Below are 23,359 nucleotides of genomic sequence, written 5' to 3'. Positions count from 1 at the left end.
TCGCTGTGGAAAGAATTATTACAAAATCATTTGCTAGATTAATGGGTCGTGGAACTCATAGAGGTTTTATTACATATGAAGAGCTTAGCAAATCATTAGGTAAAAGAAATTTATCAGACGAAAATCTTGCTCAAGCTTTTATTCATATTTTAGATGAAAATATTTCATTAGTTGAAAAAAAATCAGATTTTAAAGTTCTTAGAAAAAAAGAAAATTCTAATAAAGAAGAAGGTAAAACAATTGAAAAAAGTGATGATCCTATCAGAATGTATTTGCGTGAGATGGGAGGTGTTGAGTTACTTTCAAGAGAAGGAGAAATTGCAATTGCAAAAAGAATAGAGGCTGGAAAAGATGTAATGTTAATTGCATTATCTCAAAGCCCTATAACAGCTCAACAATTTTTCGAGTGGAATGAAAAGCTTCAAAATGATGAAATTTTAGTTAGAGAAATCATAGATATCGATACTAACTATATGGAAGATGAGTCAACTGGACCAAGTGCTAAACAAAAAAATGCTGGTGAAACAGATAAAGAGGATGGTTCTTCAGATGAAGATGATGATTTCAATCCTACTCTTGCTGCAATGGAGACAGAAATTAAACCGAAAGTATTAAAAACAGTAAATACATTAACTAAAGAATATACAAAACTAATTAAGTATCAGAAAGAAAAGTTAGATTGTGTTTTAAATTCACAAAACTTTACACCTGCAAAAGAAAAAGGTTACGAAAAAATTGTAAATGATATTTTAGAAAATATTAAATCTCTTCAGCTTTCTCCATCTGTTTTAGAAGAACTTGTTCAAAAACATTATGTTGAGAATAAAAAAATTATTTCTTTAGAAGGAAATCTTTTAAGACTTGCAATGGATCAAAAAATACCAAGAAATGAATTTATAAAATTTTATGTTGGCAATGAAATAAATCCAAATCTTAAGAAATTTTTAGATACAAATTTAGTATGGAAACAATTCTTTTCAAAAAATAAAGAGGAATTTAAAAATATTAGAGAAAGATTAATTGAAATTAGTCATAAACTTGGAATTTCAGTTACTGATTTTAAAAAATTAGTTAGTAGAATTCAAAAAGGTGAAAAAGAATCTAGAATAGCTAAAAAAGAGATGGTTGAGGCTAACTTAAGATTAGTAATTTCAATTGCAAAAAAATATACAAATAGAGGATTACAATTTTTAGATTTAATTCAAGAGGGTAATATTGGATTAATGAAAGCAGTTGATAAGTTTGAGTACAGAAGAGGATATAAATTTTCTACTTATGCAACATGGTGGATCAGACAAGCAATCACAAGATCAATAGCTGATCAAGCAAGAACAATTCGTATACCTGTTCATATGATTGAGACTATTAATAAGATAGTTAGAACCCAAAGATTAATATTAAGTGAATTTGGGAGGGAAGCAACTCCAGAAGAGTTAGCACAAAAATTAAGAATGCCGTTAGACAAAGTTAGAAAAGTATTAAAAATTTCTAAAGAACCAGTCTCTCTTGAAAAGCCAGTTGGTGATGAAGAGGATAGTAGCTTAGGAGATTTTATTGAGGATACCAAAGCTCTAGCACCATTAGAACAAGCTATAAAATCTAACCTTGGAGAAGCAACTACAAAAATTTTATCTACTTTAACCCCTAGAGAGGAAAGAGTATTAAGAATGAGATTTGGTGTAGGGATGAACACTGATCACACTTTAGAGGAAGTAGGTTTACAGTTTTCTGTAACAAGAGAAAGAATTAGACAGATAGAGGCGAAAGCTCTTAGAAAATTAAAACATCCAAGTAGATCTAAACAACTAAAAAGTTTCTTAGAAAGTTAGATTGGGCCGTTAGCTCAATAGTAGAGTACTGCATTGACATTGCAGGGGTAGTTGGAGCGTAACCAACACGGCCCACCATTATTGATTTATCTTTAATTGATAACTTGATAAAAATGATATAACTAAATGTTGTTTTGGGCCTGTAGCTCAGTTGGTTAGAGCAGTACACTCATAATGTATTGGTCCCAGGTTCGAGTCCTGGCGGGCCCACCAAAATTATTTTTTTGTTATCCCAGCTAGTTTTTGCAAAAGATATATTTCTTTATCAGTTAAGCCTTTTTTGTTTAACTCGTTAACTATTTCTTTTTTAAGATTTTTGATTGCTAATAATGAAATAACACCAATTGTTAACGTAATTAAAGTTATCCATAAATTTGAAAAACTTACAAATATTGAAAGGAAAGAGATTGATATCCAAAAAAATGTTAATCCTATAACAATGATTTTTTGACTTTTTAAATCTTTTATTTTTATAAAAAAAAGAAACATTAATGTTATAAGCATTAAGATTCCTGAAAGTATAAACCACAATACAATTGAAATGTCAGACGTACTACCCCCAACAAAAGTATCTTCTAACGCCTCATTAACAAAGTATAAAATTATACCTTTGTATAACGTAAAAATTAAAAAAAAAGATGAAGTTATAGCTGAAATTAAAAGTATTGATTTTGTTGTAATTTTCAAAGTTATTAACTATTCGAGAACTCTTTTAGTTTTGAGATCAATGCATTAATGTCACCATCTGCACTAAGAATAATTGAATTAAATTCTTCTTTCTGAGTTCTAGCTAAACTTAAACCTTCAATAATAAGATCTCGAATTAGAGGTTGATCTTTGTTTTTTGTATAAACTCGCCAGTCTATTTTAACAGCTGGCCTTTTGTCTGTAGCTGCTAAAGTACTTGAAACTATTGTGTAATTTTCATTAATTTTTTTCTTTGAATCTACGTTTATGATTGGATTTGAATACTCAGCCAATCTGCTTGAAAAGCTTTGAAGAAAATATTCAGCAAATGCTTTTTCATACTCTTTCTTTTGTTCATCTGATGCACTTTTTCTATGAACTCCAAGCGAATAAAAACCAATTCCTTTTATATCGACTGTATCTAAAGCTATTTTTTTTAATTTATCCATCCTTTCTTCTTTTGTTAATCCTCCACCTAGAGTCTCAGCAGCCCTATTAACAGTAGACTGAACAAATACATCAGCTTCTATTGAAAATGAATTTGTAAAATTAAAATTTAATAATAGTAAAAATATAAGTATTTTTTTCATATTTTAGATTAGTTTTTTATTTGTTTTCAATTTCTTCCCAGCCATCATCTTCCTCATAGATAACTTCTATGTTACCTCTTTGAATATTTTTAATTTTATTTTCTCGATCTTGTAAATATAAACTTCTTATAGATGCATAAAAATCAATAGAGTTTTCTTCTAGGTTTTCGAGTGACTCAATATTATTAGCTCTAAACTCAATGCCACTAATAGCCTTGGATGTTAAATAAAGACCTTCGCTAAGAAATTCATTGTTTCCATGTACAGAAGCATTGTACCAAGGATCTCCACCCATTACGTTAGCAAAAGAACCTGTTGTATCTCTAATCGTAGATGGTCCTAATACTGGTAAAACTATATAACAACCTGGTCCAAAACCCCATTTACCTAGAGTTTGACCGTAATCTTCTTTTTCATATTTTGGAAAACCCATTTTGTTTGCAACATCGATAGTTCCTAGTAGCCCAACGGTTGTATTAACTGCAAGTCGAGCTGTATTTATGAGAGCTGTTCGTACATCACCTTGTAATACATTATTTGGTATTGTAACCAAGGTAGATAAATTTTTAACAGCATTAGAGGTTCCTTTTTGAACACCTTCAGGTAGTTTTCTATAACTTTTTGCGATTGGTTTAATTAATGCTTTATCAAGACCTTGATTGAAAGCAAATGTCTTTCTATTTAATTTTTCAAAACAATCTTTAGTTTTTTGGGTTTCAGATTTATTTTGATTTAGGGTTAATTCACCATCAGATCCCGCATTAGCGTTAAATGTAATTAAACATAAAGAAAATAGTAAGATAGAAATTTTTTTTAACATAAGAACTTATATTATATAAAATTCAATATTAAAGCAGAATTAAATTTCAAAAGTGACGATAAATTGTTAATAAATAGCCTAAATTTGTACCCAAATTGAGTATGAAAATAATACTAAATTATTCCCCAAATTTTGATCCAAAAAGAAGAAAAAAAAGTGAGATAAAATTCATAGTTTTTCACTATACTGGAATGAAATCTGAAAAAAAAGCAATAGACAAATTATTAAATCAAAACTCTAAGGTTAGTTGTCATTATTTAATTAAAAATAATGGTGACATTATAAAAATGGTACCTGAAAATTATCAGGCTTGGCATGCAGGAATTTCTAGTTGGAAAAAATATAAATCTTTAAACAAAAATTCTATTGGAATTGAAATAACCAATCCTGGTCATGAATTTAAATACAAAAAATTTTCAAAAAATCAAATGTTCTCATTAATAAAATTAACAAAGTTTTTGGTTAAAAAATTTAAAATTAGTACAAAATCAATTTTAGGTCACTCTGATATAGCACCAGATAGAAAGTTAGATCCTGGCGAGAAATTTCCATGGGAATTTTTATCAAAAAATAAAATAGGAATATGGCATGATTTAAATTTAAATAAAATTAAGAGATATAGAGAATTTAAATTAGATAATTTATTAAAATTAAAATTTATCAATAATCTTCATAAAATTGGTTATACCAGAAACTTAAAAATAAATAAAAACATACATAATAAAATTATCACATTTGCATTTCAGAGGAGATTTAGACAAGAACTAGTAAATGGCAAAATTGATAAAGAGTGTTTATTAATAAGCGAAAACCTAATTAGAAAGCTTAATTAATTTATCTTGTAATTTTAAAGTTTAATAATAAATTCATCTCGCCAGATAAATGACTTATCGCTTTAAATTTTTTTTAAAGAGGAAAGTCCGGGCTCTACAAGGACACAGTGCCAGGTAATGCCTGGCGGGGGAAACCCTAGGGATAGTGCCACAGAAAATAAACCGCCATAACATGGCAAGGGTGAAAAGGTGTGGTAAGAGCACACCGGTTCTATTGGTAACAATGAACGCTGGAAAACCCCACTGGGAGCAAGACTAAGTAGAGATGACATTGTTGCAAAACTAAAAGCCGTCCTTGGCTAGTCATCAGGGTTAGTTGCTTGAGCTTAAGAGCGATCTTAAGCCTAGACAAATGATAGGTTTAAATGACAGAACCCGGCTTATAGTTTATCTGGCACTTCACAGTTTAAAAAACGAAAAAACAAAATATTAATACAATTATTTTTAAGGTTGGAAGCATAAATTTAAATATAGCTTCAATAAGCACTCTCATTATCTTAGCAAACAAATAAATGAAAGAACTCATCAATTTTAAACCATTATTTTAAACTTTTCCTCATAAAATGACTTTAATTAAGCACAGAATCAACATTTGACTATCATTTTAAATACCCATATATTCCCAAATATTCCCATTTATGGAATTTATAAAATTAAAAAAACATGTTTTTATCTACTTACGAGAACAAATTGGACAAGAAAGGAAGAGTATCTGTGCCTGCTAGTTTTAGATCTCATTTGTCCAATTTAGGTTATAATGGAGTAATTTGTTACCCATCTTTCAATAATTATTCTATAGAAGCATGCTCTCAAGACAGAATTGAAAAAATTTCCTCAGCAATAGACTCTCTAAATCCTTTTGAGGAAAAAAGAGATTATTTTGCAACATCAATATTAGCTGAAAGTAATAATTTACAGTTTGATAGTGAAGGTAGAATTTCTCTTTCATCAAAATTATTAAAACATGCAAAAATAAAAAATAGCATGTTGTTTGTTGGTCAAGGTCAAACCTTTCAAATTTGGGAACCAACAGCATTTGAAAAATTTAAGACATCAGCAAGAAAAAAAGCAAACTTAAATCGAGCAAGTCTTAAATGGGAAAAACATTTAAACAATAACGAGGGGAAATAAGATGACAATTAACTTTAAAGCACCAGAGATAAAAGAACTTCAGCCACGACTTTTAGTTTTAGGAGTAGGTGGAGCTGGAGGAAACGCAATAAATGAAATGATTGATAATAAACTTCAAGGAGTAGAGTTTATTGCCGTAAATACAGATGCTCAAGATTTAAAGTTAAGTAAAGCAAAAACTAGAATTCAAATTGGTTTAAATTTGACGAAAGGTTTGGGTGCAGGTGCAAAATTGGATATTGGACAAGCGGCTGCTGATGAATCTTTAAATGAAATTGTAAATACACTTCAAGGTGCAAATATGGTTTTTATTGCAGCTGGTATGGGCGGTGGAACGGGCACTGGTGCTGCTCATGTCATCGCTAGAGCTGCTAAAGAATTAAATATTTTAACTGTAGGTGTTGTAACTCTTCCGTTTTTATATGAAGGCCCCTCTAGAATGAGAAGAGCACAACAAGGATTGGAAGAATTAAGAAAACATGTGGATACTATAATTGTTATTCCAAACCAAAACTTATTTAAAATTGCAAATGAACAAACAACGTTTGAAGAGTCTTTTAATCTATCAAATAACGTATTGATGCATGGAGTTCAGAGTATTACAGATTTAATGGTAAGACCTGGATTAATTAATTTAGATTTTGCTGATGTTGAAACTGTAATGGCTTCAATGGGTAAAGCAATGATGGGAACTGGAGAAGCTGAAGGTGAAGGTAGAGCACTTAAAGCTGCAGAGATGGCGATTAGCAATCCATTAATTGACGATTATACTTTAAAAGGTGCTAAAGGGTTACTAGTAAATATCACTGGTGGTAAAGACTTAAAACTTTTTGAAGTTGATGAAGCAGTTAACAAAGTAAGAGCAGAGGTTGATCCAGAAGCTGAGTTAATTATAGGAGCAATAACTGATGCTGACTTAGACGGAAAAATGAGAGTTTCCATTGTTGCAACTTCATTAGATGGACAACAACCTGAATCTAAATCAGTAGTAAATATGGTGCATAGAATACAAAATCGTAATCCTGGTTACTCTGATTTTTCAAATATGGGGTCTCCAGCATTTAATTTTTCAAACTCATCAAGCCCAATTACTCATGGTGCTAACGCACTTAAGGTTGAGAATGAAATGGTTCAAGAACAAGAGCAAATAAGTGTTGAAAATAATATGATGAATGAAAATTTTGCTACAGAAAATAGCGTAGTAACAGAAAACATTGTAGATGACAGCACTGTAAATGAAATGGAAAAATCTTTTACTCAAGAAGCAGTAGAAACATTTGAAGAAAAAAATCATGATGAAAATGTTCAAGAAGAACCATCAAATGATCTAAAGGAATTTGGCGTTGATTCAGATTCACCAGATTTATTTAGTTCAGAAAGTGAAAACTCTTCACCTTCAGATTTGTTGAATTCTGAAGATCAAGAAGATGAAGACGATCTTGAAATTCCTGCTTTCCTAAGAAGACAAAAAAATTAATGGTCTTCAAAGAAATAAATGGAAGCCACCATAGTACCGGATGTACAAAAACATTATCCTGTACTGCTAAAAGAAATTATTAGCGTTATCACCCCTCAACATGGTGGCACATTTATAGACTGTACATTTGGTCAAGGCGGATATTCAAAAAAAATACTAGAGTTTGAAAATACAAAGGTAATTGGACTTGATAGGGATATTGAAAGTCAAAAAGTTGCAAACTCAATTTTAGAAAATTTTGAAGGTAGATTTATTTTCAAAAATTTAAAATTTAGTCAATTAACTAATTTAAAAATCAAAAACGAAAATATCAAAGGTGTTATTTTTGATCTTGGATATTCATTAACACAAATGAAAGATCTAAAAAAAGGATTATCTTTCAACTCAATGACAGATTTAAATATGCAATTGGGTTTAAACAACTATTCAGCTGCTGATGTTATTAATAAACTTGAGGTAAAAGAGTTGGAGAAAATTTTTAAATACTTTGGAGATGAAAAAGATGCAAAACATATTTCTAAAAATATTGTAAAAGAAAGATTAAATAAGAAAATTGATACACAGGGTTTAATTAAAATTGTTGATAGATCAAAAATAAGAAAAAATTTTAAAGTACACAATTCAACCAAAGTTTTTCAAGCTCTTAGAATTTTTGTGAATAAAGAAATAAGCGAATTAATTTATGGACTGATAAATGCTACAAAAGTACTAAAAAAGGGAGGTGTTTTAGCCGTCGTTACGTTTCATTCTTTAGAAGATAAAATTGTAAAATATTTTTTAAAAAGTCTTTCTCAAAATGAAAGTATTTCAAGATACACACCTCAAACAGAACAAAAAGAAACTCTTTTTAATTTAAGTCAAAAAAAACCAATTGTTCCATCTGATCTTGAAATAAAAGAAAATCCTCCTTCGAGATCAGCAAAACTACGATATGCAATTAAGAAAAGTGATTTCTTTAATTTTGATACAGATATAGAGGAAAAATTTAAAAATTTTTTAGAAATAGAAAAGTTTGGAGATAAACTTTGAAAAGATTATTACTAGCATTAACAATTATAATTTTAGTTTTAACCACAGCAATTATCAAAAATACCACAAAAAAAATCGAAGATAAAATATTTGCTTATAAAGAAAGTGTAAGACTTTTAAAATCAGATTTAGAAAATATTCAGTTGGAATATGATTATCTAAGTTCTGCTGAAAAATTATTAGAATATCAATCTTTATATTTTGAAGATCAATTAGTTCAAAAAAAGATAGATGATATTAAAATTTATAATATTTCAGATAATTTAAATAAATTAGAGGATTATAAAATAACTAAGGCAAAATGAGCAATTTTAAAGAAAGATTAACAATTGAAGATCACAAAAATGATTTTGATTATAAAAAAAACAATACTGGATTAAATATTCAATTTAATCGAGTTGCTTTCATTTTTTTTGTCTTTTTTGTTATTTATTCAATATACACAATACATTTAATTCATTTAGGGACTCGTGAGGCAAAAATTGAAAATACAAGCAACACACTTCCTTTCAGTAGCGATCTTTATAGAGCGGATATTTTAGATATTAATGGTAATTATTTAGCAAAAACGGTTAAGTCTATTGATGTTGGTCTCAAAACTTCAGACATAATTAGTAAAGAAAAATTACTGTTAAGTCTAAAAATTATTTTCCCAGAAAAAGATTTTAATGAAATTGAAAAAAAAATAGAAAATAAAAAGTTTTTTTATTTAGAGAAAAAAATTTCAGAGGAAAAATATGAACAACTTATGAAGTTGGGAGATAAATCTCTTATCCCCGAAGAAAAAGTGCTTAGAATGTATCCACAGAAAAATCTTTTTAGTCATATTTTAGGTCAAATTGATAATGACAATAATGGTATTTCTGGATTAGAAAAATCGTTAAATGAAAATCTTAAAACATCTAGAGATCCAATTAAGTTAACTGTTGATAAAGACATTCAATTTTTAATTAGAAAAGAATTGTTAAAATATCAGGAAATTTTTAAAAGCAAAGGAAGTGCAGCAATTTTAATGGATGTTAATAATGGCAATATACTTTCTTTAGTCTCGTTACCTGATTTTAATCCAAATGAGAGAAAAAATATATCGGATGTCAATTATATTAATAGAGTAACAAAAGGAACATATGAACTTGGTTCAGTTTTTAAAGTATTTACTTTTGCAAGCGCTTTAAATGAAAAATTAATTGAACCAGATACTGATTTTTTAGATTTGCCAAAATCAATTAAGTGTGACAGATACAGAATTGGAGAATATGACAATGAAATACCTTCAGATTTAACTGCTGAGCAAATTTTAGTTAGGTCTGGAAATATAGGGTCTGTAAGAATTGCTCAAAAAGTTGGTCCAGAAAAATTTAAATCTTTTTTAGAGGATATTGGTGTATTGACTCAGATTAATTTTGACATTGAAGAAGTGGCACCTCAAATTGATTATAATTTTGGAAAATGTAGATTAGCAACAGCTTCTTTTGGTCATGGAGTAGCAACAACCATTCTTCAACTAGCAAAAGGATATGCTATATTGGCTAATGGTGGCTACGATGTAAATCCAACATTGGTTTTTAAAGAAGATAATAAAAAAAATAATAACAAAAGAATAATTAATGAAGGAATTTCGGAACAAGTTGTTAATGCTTTAAGAAAAATTGTTAATACAGAGGAGGGTACTGCTAGATTTGCAGATGTTGAAAATTACGAAATTGGAGGCAAAACAGGTACAGCTGACCAACCAGAAGGAGGGAAATATTCAGAGGCAAAAATAAATACTTTTAGTTCGGTATTTCCAACATCTAATCCACAATTTGTATTTGTTGTGATGTTAGATACACCTAAAAAATCAAAAGATTACTATTATAAGTATAGGCATAGAAATGGTGGATGGAAGGGGACACTATATAATACAGCTGGGTGGACATCAGTAGAGGTAGCAGGAAAAGTAATTGATAAAATTGGGCCTATTTTAGCCACAAAATATATACAGGTTGACTAATAATGTTACTTGGAAATTATTTTAAAGGTATCCATAAAAATTATAAAAAATTATTTTTTTCAGGTATCTCTTTTGATACTAGATCTTTAAACAAAAATAATATTTTCTTTGCAATTAAGGGAAATAGTATAGATGGAAATAAATTCATTTCTACAGCTATAGAAAAAGGTTCTAAAATAATTATAACAGAACAAAAAATAAAAAATTTTCGTAATGGAATTTTGTTTATAAGAACAAAAAATATAAGAAAATTATTAGCAGAAGTCTCATTTAAAATTTACAACAAAATACCAAAAAATTTAGTAGCTGTTACAGGAACCAATGGAAAATCTTCAGTTGCTGAATTTTATCTTCAAATAATGCAATTAAATAAAAAAAAGGTTGCTTCAATTGGAACATTAGGAGTTAAATCAAGAAATATAAATTTAAATTTATTTAATACAACAACTGATCCAATTAATTTAGGTCAGATCTTACAAAAATTAAAAAAAGAAAAAATTGATAATGTTATCATGGAAACTTCCAGTCATGGATTGAAACAATATAGATTAGATGGATTAAATTTTAAATCTGGAATTTTTACAAATTTATCACAAGATCATCTTGATTATCATAAAAATTTGAAAAATTATTTAAAAGCAAAACTTTATTTATTTGAGAATTTAATAGAAAAAAAAGGAAATATAATTACAGATAAAAATATACCTCAATATAAAACAATCAAGAAAATCTCTTTAAAGAAAAAATTAAAATTATCAGCAATAAATGAAAAACAAAATAGTTTTCAAATATTATCTCATAGATATGACAATGAAAATCAATTGATTAAAATAAAACATAAAGATTCAATTAAGGAAATTAACTTAAATTTAATAGGTAAAATTCAAATCAAGAATATTTTGATGGCTGCAATTGCTGCACAAAAAAGTAATTTAAATTTTGAAAATATTTTAAAAGTCTTACCAAAATTAAAACCAGTTGAAGGTAGATTAGAAAAAATTGGAAAAATTAAAAATAATTCGACTGTTATTCTTGATTATGCACACACTCCTGATGCTTTAAAAGTTTGTCTTTTAAATATTAAGGAGCAATTTCCTGATAAAAAGTTAAACCTTTTATTTGGTTGTGGGGGGAATAGAGACCAAAACAAAAGAATGAAAATGGGCAAAATAGCAAGTATTTATGCAGATAATATATATTTAACTGACGATAACCCTCGTTACGAAAGCCCAGCAAATATAAGAAAAGATATTAAAAAGGGTATCAATGCTAAGAAAATTACAGAAATTTCTAATAGAGCAATAGCAATATCCGAGGCTATTAAAAATTTAAAAAGTGGAGATATTTTATTAGTTGCAGGAAAAGGGCACGAAAACACACAGGAAATTGGTGAAAAGAAAATCAAATTTTCCGATAGAATAAAAATTCTAAAAGAAATCAATAAAAAAAACAAAAATTTATCCGATCAATTAAAAATAAATATAATTAAAGAACTTTCTAACACTCAAAAATTACCAAAGTCTATTTCAATAAATAATGCGAGTATTAATTCTAATGAAGTACAAAAAAACGATGTTTTTTTTGCTATCAAAGGAAAAATAAATGATGGAAATAAATTTGTTTCACAATCATTTAAGAAAAAAGCATCATTAGCAATTGTAAATAAAATTCAAAATAATCTAGATAATAAACGGCAGATAAAAGTTAAAAACACCTTAAAATTTTTAACAAATGTTTCAAAGGTATACAGAAAAAATATAAGCACTAACATTATAGCTATCACAGGTAGTTGTGGGAAGACTACACTCAAAGAATTATTAGGAAGTGCGTTGGGAAAAATTTCAATTACGAGTATATCACCAAAGTCTTATAACAATAAATTTGGAGTTCCTTTAAGTCTTCTTAATATTAAAGAGAATGATCAATATGGTGTTTTAGAAGTAGGAATGGATAAAAAGGGTGAGATTGATTATTTAACAAAAATAATTGAGCCAAATGTTGGAGTTATTACAAATATAAATTATGCACATGCAAAAAATTTTAAAAATATAAAACAGATTGCCTTAGCAAAATCAGAGATTATAAATAATATTAAATTAAATGGTTCTATTATCTTAAATGCAGATGATAAATTTTTTAAACTGCATAGGCAAATTTCTAAAAAGAAAAATCTTAAATTAATTTCATTTGGTATCAAAAGTAAAAGAGCAGATATTAAGTTAATAGATATTAAATCATTTGGAAAAAATTTTAAAATTAAAGTTAGATTTATGAATAAAATTAAATATTTTATAATCTCTGATGACTATCAAAACAATATTTACAATATTCTATCTGCATTAGCTGTTATTAGTGTGAATTTAAATATATTTAATTTAAATAAAAATATTTTTTTAAATTTTAAAATTCCTAATGGGAGAGGGGACCATTCAATAATAAAAATAAATAATAAAAAAATAAATTTAATTGATCAAAGTTATAACTCAAATCCGCTATCATTAAGTTCTGCTATTAAAAATTTTGATAAAATAAAGTCAAACAAGTCTAAAAAATATTTGCTGCTTGGGGATATGTTGGAGCTTGGTAGTTATTCTAAAAAACTTCATGAATCTATTGCTCCATTAATAAATCAAACTAAAATTCATAAGGTTTTTGTAAAAGGAAAAATGGCTTCTTTAATATATAAAAAAATATTAAATAGTAAAAAAGGTAAAATACTAAGCAAAAATTCTCAGATCGATGATTTGATTAGAAATGATATTAAAAACAATGATTATTTGATGATCAAAGCCTCACTTGCGACAGGTTTCAATAAGATAGTTAATGAAATAAAAGATCTAAATTAAATGCTATATCAGTTTCTATTAAATTTTATTGACAATTTCGGCTTTTTAAACGTCTTTAAATATTTAACTTTCAGAACTGGTTTATCCTTTTTTACATCTTTAGTAATAGTTTTATTTATTGGAGGTCCTTTTATAAAATTTTTTTCAAATCAAAAAATTTTTAATCCAATTAGAGATGATGGACCTGAAGATCACATAATTAAAAAAATTGGTACTCCAACAATGGGTGGAATTATTATTTTACTTGGTCTAATAATTTCAGTTATTTTATGGGCAGATTTATCAAATAATAATATTTTATTTTGTTTATACATTGCTATTTCATTTGGATTACTGGGTGCATTTGACGATTATAAAAAAATTAAGCAAAGTAATTCCTCTGGTATTTCATCAAAGTTTAAAATAATCGCACAGATTATATTAGCGTTATTAGGAGTAAGTTTGTTTGTTTATTTGATTGATTATCAAGATTTAAATAATTTATATTTTCCTTTTTTTAAAAATTTAATAATTAATCTTGGATGGTTTTTTATACCCTTTGCTGTATTTGTAATAATAGGTTCTTCTAATGCTGTAAATCTTACAGACGGTCTAGACGGTTTAGCAACAGTACCAGTAATATTGGTGGCAGCTTGTTTTGCATTCATAAGCTATGTAACTGGAAATATTGTTTTTTCAAATTACTTACAAATTCCTTACATTGAAGGAACAGGTGAAGTTGCAATTTTTTGTGGAGCAATTATTGGAGCTTGCTTAGGGTTTTTATGGTTTAATGCTCCTCCAGCTAAAATTTTTATGGGAGACACAGGCTCTTTATCTTTAGGTGGTTCTTTAGGAGCAGTAGGTATTATAACAAAACATGAGATTGTTTTAGCGATAACAGGAGGTCTTTTCGTTTTAGAAGCAGTCTCCGTAATGGTTCAGGTAATTTCATTCAAACTTACAGGAAAAAGAATTTTTAGAATGGCACCTATACACCATCATTTTGAGAAAAAAGGTTGGCCTGAATCTACCATAGTTATTAGATTTTGGATTATCTCAATAATTTTAGCAATGATAGGACTTGCTACGTTAAAATTAAGATAATGAAAAATAAAAAAAATATTTTTTTAAGAAAAAAAATATTAATATATGGATTAGGCAAAAGTGGAATATCTTCATATAAATTTTTAAAAAAAAAAGCAGATGTTTATCTTTTCGATGACAATTCAAAAATAAATAAAAAATTAGTTAGTTTAAGTGAAATTTCAAAAATAAGTTTTGATGTTATCATTATTAGTCCAGGAATAGATATTTCAAAATGTAAATTATCGACGTTCTTGAAAAAAAATTTACAAAAAATATATACAGATCTTGATGTTTTATACTCTTTTTATGATAATTTGAGCATAACAATTACAGGTACTAACGGAAAATCAACCACAGCAAAAATACTACATGATGCTTTGGTTGATCAGAAAAAAGACGCTCGATTGATTGGAAATATAGGAAATCCAGCACTTGCAGAGAAAAAAATAACAAAAAAAACGATTTTTGTGATTGAAGCCTCATCATATCAACTAGATTATTCAAAGATTTTTAGATCAAAATATAGCTTAATTCTAAATATTTCAGCAGATCACATTGAACGACATAAGAACCTAAAAAATTACGTTAATGCAAAATTTAAATTAATCGAGTCTCAAGTTAAAGGAAATTTTGCATACGTTAAAAAAAATGATTTATTAATTTCAAAAAAAATTAAAAAAAATAAATTTAAGTCAAAAATTTATAAAGTTGATGTCTCAAATTTGAAAAACATAATTGATAAGATTAGCAATAAATACTTTGCTTCCGACGGAAATAGAGAAAATCTCTCATTTATTTTTGAAATTGCACCTAAATTAAAACTGTCAAAAGACAGATTAATCAAAACAATTAATAATTTTAAAGGCCTTAATTATAGACAACAAATTGTTTTTGATAAAAAAAATTTAACAATAATAAACGATTCTAAATCAACAAGCTTCGCTTCTTCAGAAAATATACTAAATAATTTGAATGATGTTTATTGGATTTTGGGAGGCATACCAAAAAAAAATGATAAGTTCAAATTATCTAAAATAAAATGCAAAAATATAAAAGCATTCATTTTTGGTTCATATCGAAATAAGTTTCATAAAGTTTTGAGAGATAAATTAAAGGTTAAAAAATATAAAACTTTAAATGAAACCTTACGAGCAATTTTCTTAGAGATAGAAGATAAAGAAATTAAAAAAAATATAATTTTTTTTAGTCCTGCTGGTGCATCATTTGATAGTTTTAAAAATTTTGAAGATAGAGGCAATTACTTCAATAAAATAGTTAAAAAATTAATATATGCAAAGTAATAGCATAATTTATAAATTTTATTACCAGTGGTGGAAAAATATTGACAAACCTTTATTATTTTTAGTTAGCATTCTATTCACTATTGGACTTTTTTTCTCTTTAGTATCAACATCACTCATAGCTTCAGATAAATTAGATACCAATAATTATTTCTTTTTTTTTAAACATTTAATTTATGTAATTATTGGAGTAATTCTTATTTTTATTTTTTCATCCTTAAATCAAGATAAATTGTATAAATTTTCAATAATTCTCTTTTTTATTTCATTACTCTCTTTGTTTTTAGTACCTATAATTGGCATAGAAGTTAAGGGATCAAGGAGATGGATTGATTTATTTTTTTTACCAAGATTTCAACCCATAGAAATAGTGAAACCTTTCTTGATTGTAATTCTTGCAATTATTTTATGTAAAAATGAAACCAATATTTTATTCAAATATTTAGCATCAACAATTTTAATGACCTTAGTTTCTTTGCTACTGATAATACAGCCAGACATTGGTCAAACATTATTAGTAGTTTTTTCATGGGCTGTTTTGATATTTTGCTCAGGTATTAATTTATATTTTTTGCTTTCAATCTCTTCTATTGGATTAATTTTGTTGTCTTATATGATTATTTACGTTCCTAAATTTAATTATATTAAAGCTAGAATTTTTTCATTTTTTGATAAAGAAACAGGAACTCATAATTTTCAATCAGATAAAGCAATAGAATCAATAACAAGTGGAGGTTTTTTTGGAAAAGGGATAGGAGAAGGAACACTAAAAAATAGAGTACCAGAAGCGCATACTGATTATATTATTTCAGTAATTTCCGAAGAGTTTGGTGTGATTGCCATAATTTTAATCTTAATTTTGTTTTTAGTTCTAATTTACATGGTTTTTAAAAAAATAAGTTTTGAAAATGAGGAGCAAAATAAACTTATTTTAATTGGATCAGTAAGTTTAATTCTTATGCAGGCCACAATTCATATTGGAGTTAATATAAGATTATTTCCAACAACTGGAATGACATTACCTTTTTTGAGTTATGGAGGCTCTTCAATTGTAAGTACCTCAATATTGACAGGTATAATTTTAAACTTAACAAAAAGAAAAATATAATAAGTGAGAGAAAAAGTATTAATTTCCACTGGAGGTTCTGGGGGACACGTAATTCCTGCAATTACAATTCATGACCATTTAAAAGAAAAATATGACACAATAATCTCAACAGACTCTAGAGGATTAAAATATTTAGAAAAAAATGATTATAGACCTATTTTAATAGATACACCAAAGTTTAATAGCTTAATACTTTTTCCTTTTAAATTATTTAAAATCTTAATATTAACAATTAATTCTCTAAAAATATTAAAAAAAGAAAAAATTTCTTACTTAATTTCAACAGGTGGGTACATGTCCTTACCTTTATGTTTGGCAGCAAAAATTCTAAATATTAAAATTTTTTTAATTGAACCAAATATGGTTTTAGGAAGAGCGAATAAATTTTTTTTAAATTTTTCTAAAAAATTAATATGTTATTCAAAAAACTTAAAAAATTATCCAAAAAAATTTGAAAATCAGAAAAAAATTTCAAAACCTTTTATAAGAAAAAAATATTATGAATCAGATTTATATAAAAAAGATGTAAATTTATTTACCATCATGATTGTTGGAGGTAGTCAAGGAGCTAAAATTTTTGATACACTTATTAATGAATCAATTTTGAGCGTCTCAAAATCCTGCTTAATAAATGTAATCCATCAAACTAGTGAAAAAAATATGAACAATTTAAAAAATTTTTATAAAATTAATAATATAGAAAGCAATGTTTTTAGTTTTGATCAAAATTTAAATGAACTCATGAAACAGTCTGATTTATGTATATCAAGATCAGGCGCTTCAAGCTTAGCTGAAATGTCATTAATGAATATTCCTTTTATCGCCGTACCACTTCCTGGTTCCAAGGATAATCATCAATATGAAAATGCTAAATATTATTATGATAAAAATTGTTGTTGGATAATTGATCAAAAAAAATTTGATAAAAATAAATTTGAAGAATTATTGTTGAAAATATCTAAGAAAGATGAAGATTATGTTACAAAAAAAGAAAATCTAGAAAAATTAAATTATCAAAATACTTGGAATAATGTTAATCAAAATTTATTGGAAATTTTAAATGAAAATTGAATTAGCTAAATCAGAGGTTATTCATTTTGTTGGTATAGGTGGGATAGGAATGAGTGGCCTTTCAATGATAATGAAGAGAAAAGGTTTTAAAGTTCAAGGAAGTGATATTTCAAATAATAAAAATATTAATAGGATTAGAAAAGAAAAAATCAAAATTTATGTTGGACATAAAAAAGAGAATATAAATATGGCTACAATTCTGGTTGTTTCTTCAGCAATTAAAAAAAATAATCCAGAATTAATTGAGGCAAAATCAAAAGGTCTACCAATATACAAAAGAGGAGAAATGCTAGCAAACATTGTGTCTCTGTCTAAAAATATTGTAGTTGCCGGATCTCACGGTAAAACAACAACTACTTCTTTAATTGCATCAATTTTTCAAAATACAAAAATAGACCCGACGATTATTAATGGTGGAGTTATAAATTCAATCAATAATACAGCAAAATTAGGTAAAAGTGATTGGTCTATTTTGGAGGCAGATGAGTCTGATGGTAGCTTTATATTTATACCGCCAACTTACTCTATCATAACTAACATTGATAGAGAGCACATGGATTTTTATAATTCGATGAAAAAATTAAATAAATATTTTATTGATTTTGTTGAGAAGGTTCCATCTTTTGGAAAATCATTTATCTGTTTAGATGATAAGAATAATAAAAATTTAATTAAAAATATTAAAAAGAAAAATTTTTATACATATGGTGAAAATCCTAAATCAAACTTTTCTATAAAAAATATAAATCAATATAAAGAATTTTCAAAATTTGATTTATTAATAAAATTACCAAATAAAAAAAATCGTTTCTTAAAAAATATAATAGTTCCCCTTTTAGGAAATCATAATATTAAAAATGCAGTTGCGGCTCTTGCAGTATCGTTGACTGTTGGAATATCAATATTTGATATAAAAAAAGGACTTAAAAATTTTAAAGGTGTTCAAAGAAGATTTAATAAGATTTTTTCTTTTAATAATGTTGATTTTTTTGATGACTATGCACATCATCCAACTGAGATAAGAGAAGTACTTAATGGGGTAATGAAAGTATATAAAGGTTATGAGAAGATATGTATTTTTCAACCCCATAGAATATCAAGAGTAAAAGATTTAAAAAAAGAGTTTAGTTACGCTTTTAGAGATGCTGATAAAGTAATTTTGTTTCCAATTTATAATGCCGGTGAAAAAATGAAACTCGGATTTAGTTATCTTAGTTTTGCAAAACAAATTATTAAAAATTCGAGGGTTGAATTATTGATGATCGAGGATCAATTGCAATTAGCAAAATATGTAAAAAGTAATATTTATGGAAAAAAAATTGTCATAGGTATGGGCGCTGGTTCAATTTCAAGCTGGATGAGAGAATTACCCAAATATTTATAATGAAAACTAAATTAAAAGAACTGTCAGAAGAGTTTGGTCAAAACCTAAAGCTAGACTGTGATTTAAAAAAAAAAAATTGGTTTAATATTGGTGGTAAAGCTAAAATTTATTTTAAAGCAGATAATTTAAAAGATTTAATCAAATTTTTAAAAATTATAGAAAATAAAGAAAAAATCTTTGTCTTAGGTGGAGGATCCAACACATTAATAACTGACGACAAATATGACGGTGTAGTAATCAAGCTTGCAAATAATTTTAATAATTTATCAGTTCTGTCAGATGATATAATTATTGCAGGAAGTATTGTTAGTGACAAAGCATTGTCAGAATTTGCATTAGAAAATAGTTTAGGTGGTTTTGAATTTTTGTCTTGTATACCAGGTACAGTTGGCGGTGGAATTAAAATGAATGCCGGATGTTTCAATAGAGAATTTAAAGATGTTCTTGTTTCGATTCAAGCAGTTACTAAATCTGGTCAGGTAATAACTATACCTGCAAAAGATATAAATTTTAAATACAGAGATAGCGGTTTATCTGATGATCATATTTTTTTAAGCGCTTCCTTTAAAGGCTTTAAGAAAGAAAAAGAATTAATCCAAAATGAAATGAATTTTTTAAAAGAAAAAAAAGAAAAAGCACAACCAACAAGAATTAAAACCAGCGGAAGTACTTTTAAAAACCCTTTAGATCAATCTGAAAAAAAGGTTTGGGAACTAATAAAAGAGTCTGTTCCATTAGATATTTCTTTTGGTGACGCATATATTTCAGAAAAACACTGTAATTTTTTTGTAAATAAAGGTAATGCTAAATTTAAAGACATGAAGAATTTGATCGAATATGTATCAAAAAATGTCTTTGAGAAAACAGGTGTAAAGTTAGAAACTGAAATTAAAATTTTAGAATAAATTGAGAAAAAAAATACTAATACTTTCGGGTGGCATATCAAAAGAGAGATTAATAAGTCTTGATACAGGGAAACAGGTTGCAAAAGAGCTGAAAAAAAATGGATATAAAATTCAGATTTCTGAACCAGATAGATCTTTATCTTCAAATATCAAAAAATTTAAACCTGATATAATTTTTAATGCATTGCATGGTCAATTTGGAGAGGATGGATATATTCAAAGTATTTTAGAAAAATTTAAAATTCCTTATACCCATTCAGGTGTTGTTGCTTCATCTATAGCTATGGATAAAGAAATTTCAAAAAAAATTTTTATAAAAAATAAAATTAATACACCAAAATTTTTTGTTTATAATTATAGTTATAAATCATCTACCTTAATAAAAAAAATTCAGTCAAAATTAAAATTTCCTGTTGTAATAAAACCTTTAAATGAGGGTTCAAGTGTTAATGTTTTTATATGCAATAAATCTAATGTAGCACAAAAAGTTAAATCATTAAAAGATTACAAAAAAATTATGATTGAGGAATTTATTGGAGGAAGAGAAATTCAAGTAGCAATTATGGGTAATAAAAAACTTGGAGCAATTGAATTAAAACCCAAAAGAGCTTTCTATGATTATCAAGCAAAGTACAACACAAATGCGAAAACTAAACATATAATACCTGTTGATTTACCAAATAAAAAATTAAATCAAGTATTGAATATTGCGTTTAAAGCACACAACATTATTGGTTGTTCTGGTATAACACGATCAGATTTTAAATATTTTAAAGGAAGATTTTATCTATTAGAAATCAACACACAACCTGGTATGACAAAATTATCTCTCGTACCTGAAATAGCTTCTTACGAAGGAATCAGTTTTTTGAAATTAATTGAATGGATTTTAAAAGATGCACCAAAGAAAAAGTAAAAAAATATTAATTTACTTTTTTTTATTAATTTTAGTTGGTTCGATAAATAATAATTCAATTAATAATTTAAGATTTGAAAAAGTAAAAAAAATTATTATTTTTGGTTTAGATGAAAATGACCGAAAAATATTACTTTATAATTTAAAAAATTTAGATTTAAAAAATATTTTTTTTATTAATAAAAAAAGCTTTCAAAATATAATCGAAAATAATTCATTAGTTGAAGAGTACAACGTTATAAAAAAATATCCTTATTCAATTGATATAAATATAAAAAAAACAAAATTTATTGCTAGGATTAATGAAAATGGAAAGTTTTTCTTAATTGGAAACAACGGAAAATTGACAGATAAAAATAATTCAGAAAAACAATTGCCATATATATTTGGGAATCCTGAAATAAAAGAAGTATTAGAATTAAAAAAAATTATTGATCAGTCAAAAATTGAATATTCAGCAATAAAATCATTGTATTATTTTAAATCAAATAGATGGGATTTGAAATTTTATAACGATATAGTAATTAAATTACCTGAGGAAATCAAAAAAGAAACTTTAGATAAAATATTTGATTTTTTACAAGATATTAAATTAGAAAAAAAAAAAATTTTAGATGCTAGAATTAAAAATCAAATAATCATTTTAAATGAATGAAGCAATAGATTTTGAAACTTATTTGGTTATTTCTAATGATAAGTTTGAAATATATTTATTAGATATAAAAAACTTTGAAAATTTATATAAAAAAGAATTCAAATATCAAACTGATTTAGAAAAAATAGATTTAAACCTTTTAGATGAATTTTTAGAAAAGCACATTTTCAGTATTGAAAAAGTAGCGGGAAGCTTTGTAAACAAAATAAATTTGATAGTTCAAAATAAAACAATTCTTAATTTAGATTTAAGTATAAAAAAAAAAAATTATTCTCAAAATATTAGTGATGTATTCTTAAAAAATATACTTACAGATGTTAAAGATTTGTTTAAAGAAAGTTATCGAGAGTATAAACTTATTCATATGTTGATAAATAAATATATAGTTAATGAAAAGAGTTATACTTCATTGAAAGATGAAACAAATAGTGATGAAATATGTTTAGAAATTAAATTAATTTCAATTTCAAATTCAATTGTATTTGAAATTGAGAACATTTTAAAAAAATATCAGATTCAGGTAATTAATTATTTTGATAAAGAATATCTTAAAGATTTTTTCAAGGACGAACAGTTAGAGATTTCGCATATGGCTAATAAAATATTAAATGGTATTAATAATAATGAGGTTTTATTAACATCAAAAAATACTAAAAAACTTGGATTCTTTGAAAAATTTTTTCAATTATTTAGTTAATTTTGTTTTTTCTTGTAACAATAGTTGTTTTTAAATCGACAATTATTCAAATTAAAAGATATTTGTGTCCTATTTAACTCAAAAAACAATTAAAGATAATATTTTATTTAATGGAGTAGCTCTTCATAGCGGAAAAAATGTTAATATTAAAATTATACCAGCAAAACCTAATCATGGGATTGTTTTTAAAAGAGTAGATTTGAAAGGTAACAATCTAATTTATCCAAGTTATTCAAATGTTACTAATACTTCCTTGAACACAACTGTTGAGAATGAAGTAGGCGCTAAAGTTTCAACTATAGAACATCTTATGGGAGCATTGTTTGGTATGAGCGTTGATAATGCTTTAATTGAAATTGATAATGAAGAAGTTCCAATATTAGATGGTTCGGCTAAAATTTTTGTTAAAAAAATACAATCAGTTGGATTAGATGTAAGTAATGAACCAATTAAAGTAATAAAAGTAAATAAGGAGATTAGGTATCAAGAAGGTGAAAGATATATTTCTATAAAACCCTCAACCTTAAGCTTAGATATTGAATTTGAGCTTAAATATTCCAACGAAGTTATTGGAAATCAAAAAAATAAAATAAAAGTTTATGAAGATAATTTAGAAGATATTTTTAATTCTAGAACATTTTGTTTGTATGAAGATATAGAATTTATAAAACAGAAGGGACTTGCAAAAGGTGGAAGTTTAGAAAATGCAATAGTAGTAAAACAAAAAGAAATATTAAACAAAGAAGGATTAAGAAATAAAAAAGAGTTTGTGAACCATAAGATTTTAGATTGTATTGGAGACTTATATACATCTGGTTATAGAATAATTGGAAATGTGGAATGTTCTCAAGGAGGTCATTATTTAACAAACAAACTTTTGAGAAATTTATTTGAAAATAGTGAAAACTTTTCTATTCTTGAAATTAAGGAAAAAAATTTGCCTCACACTTTAATTAAGAAATCATTTTTAAAATCTATTGCATAAGCAATCATAGCTTTTAATATTAGCTCATAATAAG

At 26.3% G+C, this 23,359-nt stretch carries 21 protein-coding genes, 2 tRNA genes and 1 other RNA gene; 21 read left to right on the top strand and 3 right to left on the bottom strand.

Annotated features, from left to right (window positions below; all coding sequences use genetic code 11):
* Nucleotides 1-5: 5 nt before the first annotated feature.
* The 3 genes from rpoD (at nucleotide 6) to ACTTAO_RS01845 (ending at nucleotide 2,042) form a co-directional block, all read left to right on the top strand.
* Entirely contained in the window at nucleotides 6-1,829 is a 1,824-nt protein-coding gene (gene rpoD, locus ACTTAO_RS01855; protein ID WP_440690689.1) for an RNA polymerase sigma factor RpoD, read from the top strand.
* Nucleotides 1,830-1,832: 3 nt separating this feature from the next.
* Nucleotides 1,833-1,907: transfer RNA gene (locus ACTTAO_RS01850), tRNA-Val, on the top strand.
* A 58-nt stretch (nucleotides 1,908-1,965) separates the two neighbouring features.
* Nucleotides 1,966-2,042, top strand: a tRNA-Ile gene (locus ACTTAO_RS01845).
* 3 nt (nucleotides 2,043-2,045) lie between these two features.
* Here the strand turns inward: ACTTAO_RS01845 and ACTTAO_RS01840 are convergent.
* Genes ACTTAO_RS01840 through ACTTAO_RS01830 form a run of 3 tightly spaced genes read right to left on the bottom strand, consistent with a single transcriptional unit; the run spans nucleotide 2,046 to nucleotide 3,926 of the window.
* Complete coding sequence (locus tag ACTTAO_RS01840; RefSeq protein ID WP_440690688.1) at nucleotides 2,046-2,516, bottom strand: hypothetical protein; 471 nt, start codon at nucleotides 2,514-2,516, stop codon at nucleotides 2,046-2,048.
* A gap of 5 nt (nucleotides 2,517-2,521) precedes the next feature.
* Nucleotides 2,522-3,106 (bottom strand): MlaC/ttg2D family ABC transporter substrate-binding protein, encoded by a 585-nt coding sequence (locus ACTTAO_RS01835; protein ID WP_440690687.1) that lies wholly within the window; start codon nucleotides 3,104-3,106, stop codon nucleotides 2,522-2,524.
* Nucleotides 3,107-3,122: 16 nt separating this feature from the next.
* Nucleotides 3,123-3,926, bottom strand: a complete 804-nt coding sequence (locus ACTTAO_RS01830; RefSeq protein ID WP_440690686.1) for an MlaA family lipoprotein — start codon at nucleotides 3,924-3,926, stop codon at nucleotides 3,123-3,125.
* Nucleotides 3,927-4,027: 101 nt separating this feature from the next.
* On the opposite strand from ACTTAO_RS01830, the gene ACTTAO_RS01825 reads away from it, so the two are divergent.
* The 18 genes from ACTTAO_RS01825 to lpxC all read left to right on the top strand — a co-directional run bounded on the left by ACTTAO_RS01825 (nucleotide 4,028) and on the right by lpxC (nucleotide 23,325).
* Nucleotides 4,028-4,759, top strand: a complete 732-nt coding sequence (locus ACTTAO_RS01825) for an N-acetylmuramoyl-L-alanine amidase (RefSeq protein ID WP_440690685.1) — start codon at nucleotides 4,028-4,030, stop codon at nucleotides 4,757-4,759.
* Between the two features lie 41 nt (nucleotides 4,760-4,800).
* Nucleotides 4,801-5,158: RNase P RNA component class A (gene rnpB, locus ACTTAO_RS01820), an RNA gene on the top strand.
* Between the two features lie 264 nt (nucleotides 5,159-5,422).
* A complete protein-coding gene (gene mraZ, locus ACTTAO_RS01815; protein WP_440690684.1) occupies nucleotides 5,423-5,890 on the top strand; it encodes a division/cell wall cluster transcriptional repressor MraZ in 468 nt (155 codons plus the stop codon).
* A 1-nt stretch (nucleotide 5,891) separates the two neighbouring features.
* Complete coding sequence (gene ftsZ / locus ACTTAO_RS01810) at nucleotides 5,892-7,367, top strand: cell division protein FtsZ (protein ID WP_440690683.1); 1,476 nt, start codon at nucleotides 5,892-5,894, stop codon at nucleotides 7,365-7,367.
* An 18-nt stretch (nucleotides 7,368-7,385) separates the two neighbouring features.
* Nucleotides 7,386-8,396: a 16S rRNA (cytosine(1402)-N(4))-methyltransferase RsmH gene (gene rsmH / locus ACTTAO_RS01805; RefSeq protein ID WP_440690682.1), complete on the top strand. Its 1,011-nt coding sequence runs from the start codon at nucleotides 7,386-7,388 to the stop codon at nucleotides 8,394-8,396.
* Entirely contained in the window at nucleotides 8,393-8,701 is a 309-nt protein-coding gene (locus ACTTAO_RS01800) for a cell division protein FtsL (protein ID WP_440690681.1), read from the top strand. Before rsmH ends, ACTTAO_RS01800 begins: the two co-directional genes overlap by 4 nt.
* Entirely contained in the window at nucleotides 8,698-10,389 is a 1,692-nt protein-coding gene (locus tag ACTTAO_RS01795; protein WP_440690680.1) for a peptidoglycan D,D-transpeptidase FtsI family protein, read from the top strand. Before ACTTAO_RS01800 ends, ACTTAO_RS01795 begins: the two co-directional genes overlap by 4 nt.
* A gap of 2 nt (nucleotides 10,390-10,391) precedes the next feature.
* Complete coding sequence (locus ACTTAO_RS01790) at nucleotides 10,392-13,235, top strand: UDP-N-acetylmuramoyl-L-alanyl-D-glutamate--2,6-diaminopimelate ligase (protein ID WP_440690679.1); 2,844 nt, start codon at nucleotides 10,392-10,394, stop codon at nucleotides 13,233-13,235.
* On the top strand, nucleotides 13,236-14,321 hold the full coding sequence (mraY, locus tag ACTTAO_RS01785; protein ID WP_440690678.1) for a phospho-N-acetylmuramoyl-pentapeptide-transferase: 1,086 nt from the start codon (nucleotides 13,236-13,238) through the stop codon (nucleotides 14,319-14,321).
* Nucleotides 14,321-15,604 carry a UDP-N-acetylmuramoyl-L-alanine--D-glutamate ligase gene (gene murD, locus ACTTAO_RS01780; RefSeq protein WP_440690677.1) on the top strand — a complete coding sequence of 428 codons (1,284 nt, stop codon included), beginning with the start codon at nucleotides 14,321-14,323 and terminating at the stop codon, nucleotides 15,602-15,604. Before mraY ends, murD begins: the two co-directional genes overlap by 1 nt.
* Nucleotides 15,594-16,712 carry an FtsW/RodA/SpoVE family cell cycle protein gene (locus tag ACTTAO_RS01775; RefSeq protein ID WP_440690676.1) on the top strand — a complete coding sequence of 373 codons (1,119 nt, stop codon included), beginning with the start codon at nucleotides 15,594-15,596 and terminating at the stop codon, nucleotides 16,710-16,712. The genes murD and ACTTAO_RS01775 overlap by 11 nt, the downstream gene beginning before the upstream one ends.
* Nucleotides 16,713-16,715: 3 nt before the next feature.
* Nucleotides 16,716-17,783, top strand: a complete 1,068-nt coding sequence (locus ACTTAO_RS01770) for a UDP-N-acetylglucosamine--N-acetylmuramyl-(pentapeptide) pyrophosphoryl-undecaprenol N-acetylglucosamine transferase (RefSeq protein ID WP_440690675.1) — start codon at nucleotides 16,716-16,718, stop codon at nucleotides 17,781-17,783.
* Nucleotides 17,773-19,167 (top strand): UDP-N-acetylmuramate--L-alanine ligase, encoded by a 1,395-nt coding sequence (murC, locus tag ACTTAO_RS01765; RefSeq protein WP_440690674.1) that lies wholly within the window; start codon nucleotides 17,773-17,775, stop codon nucleotides 19,165-19,167. The genes ACTTAO_RS01770 and murC overlap by 11 nt, the downstream gene beginning before the upstream one ends.
* Nucleotides 19,167-20,072 (top strand): UDP-N-acetylmuramate dehydrogenase, encoded by a 906-nt coding sequence (murB, locus tag ACTTAO_RS01760; RefSeq protein WP_440690673.1) that lies wholly within the window; start codon nucleotides 19,167-19,169, stop codon nucleotides 20,070-20,072. The genes murC and murB overlap by 1 nt, the downstream gene beginning before the upstream one ends.
* A gap of 1 nt (nucleotide 20,073) precedes the next feature.
* Entirely contained in the window at nucleotides 20,074-20,988 is a 915-nt protein-coding gene (locus ACTTAO_RS01755; RefSeq protein ID WP_440690672.1) for a D-alanine--D-alanine ligase, read from the top strand.
* The gene (locus ACTTAO_RS01750) at nucleotides 20,969-21,643 is read left to right on the top strand and encodes a cell division protein FtsQ/DivIB (RefSeq protein ID WP_440690671.1); all 675 of its coding nucleotides are present in this window, start codon (nucleotides 20,969-20,971) and stop codon (nucleotides 21,641-21,643) included. The genes ACTTAO_RS01755 and ACTTAO_RS01750 overlap by 20 nt, the downstream gene beginning before the upstream one ends.
* Nucleotides 21,636-22,340 (top strand): hypothetical protein, encoded by a 705-nt coding sequence (locus ACTTAO_RS01745; protein WP_440690670.1) that lies wholly within the window; start codon nucleotides 21,636-21,638, stop codon nucleotides 22,338-22,340. Before ACTTAO_RS01750 ends, ACTTAO_RS01745 begins: the two co-directional genes overlap by 8 nt.
* A 64-nt stretch (nucleotides 22,341-22,404) precedes the next feature.
* Nucleotides 22,405-23,325, top strand: a complete 921-nt coding sequence (gene lpxC, locus ACTTAO_RS01740) for a UDP-3-O-acyl-N-acetylglucosamine deacetylase (protein WP_440690669.1) — start codon at nucleotides 22,405-22,407, stop codon at nucleotides 23,323-23,325.
* Nucleotides 23,326-23,359: the final 34 nt, after the last annotated feature.

Source organism: Candidatus Pelagibacter sp. HIMB1782, assembly GCF_052047475.1.
Taxonomy (GTDB): domain Bacteria; phylum Pseudomonadota; class Alphaproteobacteria; order Pelagibacterales; family Pelagibacteraceae; genus Pelagibacter.
Note: the sequence above shows the minus strand (reverse complement) of the source record. Positions and strands in the feature narration are given on the sequence as shown.

Bases quoted from the DNA above. Each gene is read 5' to 3' on its own strand.
- ACTTAO_RS01835 (WP_440690687.1), bottom strand. From the start codon at position 3,106: ATGAAAAAAATACTTATATTTTTACTATTATTAAATTTTAATTTTACA.
- ACTTAO_RS01830 (WP_440690686.1), bottom strand. From the start codon at position 3,926: ATGTTAAAAAAAATTTCTATCTTACTATTTTCTTTATGTTTAATTACA.
- ACTTAO_RS01825 (WP_440690685.1), top strand. From the start codon at position 4,028: ATGAAAATAATACTAAATTATTCCCCAAATTTTGATCCAAAAAGAAGA.
- mraZ (WP_440690684.1), top strand. From the start codon at position 5,423: ATGTTTTTATCTACTTACGAGAACAAATTGGACAAGAAAGGAAGAGTA.
- ftsZ (WP_440690683.1), top strand. From the start codon at position 5,892: ATGACAATTAACTTTAAAGCACCAGAGATAAAAGAACTTCAGCCACGA.
- rsmH (WP_440690682.1), top strand. From the start codon at position 7,386: ATGGAAGCCACCATAGTACCGGATGTACAAAAACATTATCCTGTACTG.
- ACTTAO_RS01795 (WP_440690680.1), top strand. From the start codon at position 8,698: ATGAGCAATTTTAAAGAAAGATTAACAATTGAAGATCACAAAAATGAT.
- ACTTAO_RS01790 (WP_440690679.1), top strand. From the start codon at position 10,392: ATGTTACTTGGAAATTATTTTAAAGGTATCCATAAAAATTATAAAAAA.
- mraY (WP_440690678.1), top strand. From the start codon at position 13,236: ATGCTATATCAGTTTCTATTAAATTTTATTGACAATTTCGGCTTTTTA.
- murD (WP_440690677.1), top strand. From the start codon at position 14,321: ATGAAAAATAAAAAAAATATTTTTTTAAGAAAAAAAATATTAATATAT.
- ACTTAO_RS01775 (WP_440690676.1), top strand. From the start codon at position 15,594: ATGCAAAGTAATAGCATAATTTATAAATTTTATTACCAGTGGTGGAAA.
- murC (WP_440690674.1), top strand. From the start codon at position 17,773: ATGAAAATTGAATTAGCTAAATCAGAGGTTATTCATTTTGTTGGTATA.
- murB (WP_440690673.1), top strand. From the start codon at position 19,167: ATGAAAACTAAATTAAAAGAACTGTCAGAAGAGTTTGGTCAAAACCTA.
- ACTTAO_RS01750 (WP_440690671.1), top strand. From the start codon at position 20,969: ATGCACCAAAGAAAAAGTAAAAAAATATTAATTTACTTTTTTTTATTA.
- ACTTAO_RS01745 (WP_440690670.1), top strand. From the start codon at position 21,636: ATGAATGAAGCAATAGATTTTGAAACTTATTTGGTTATTTCTAATGAT.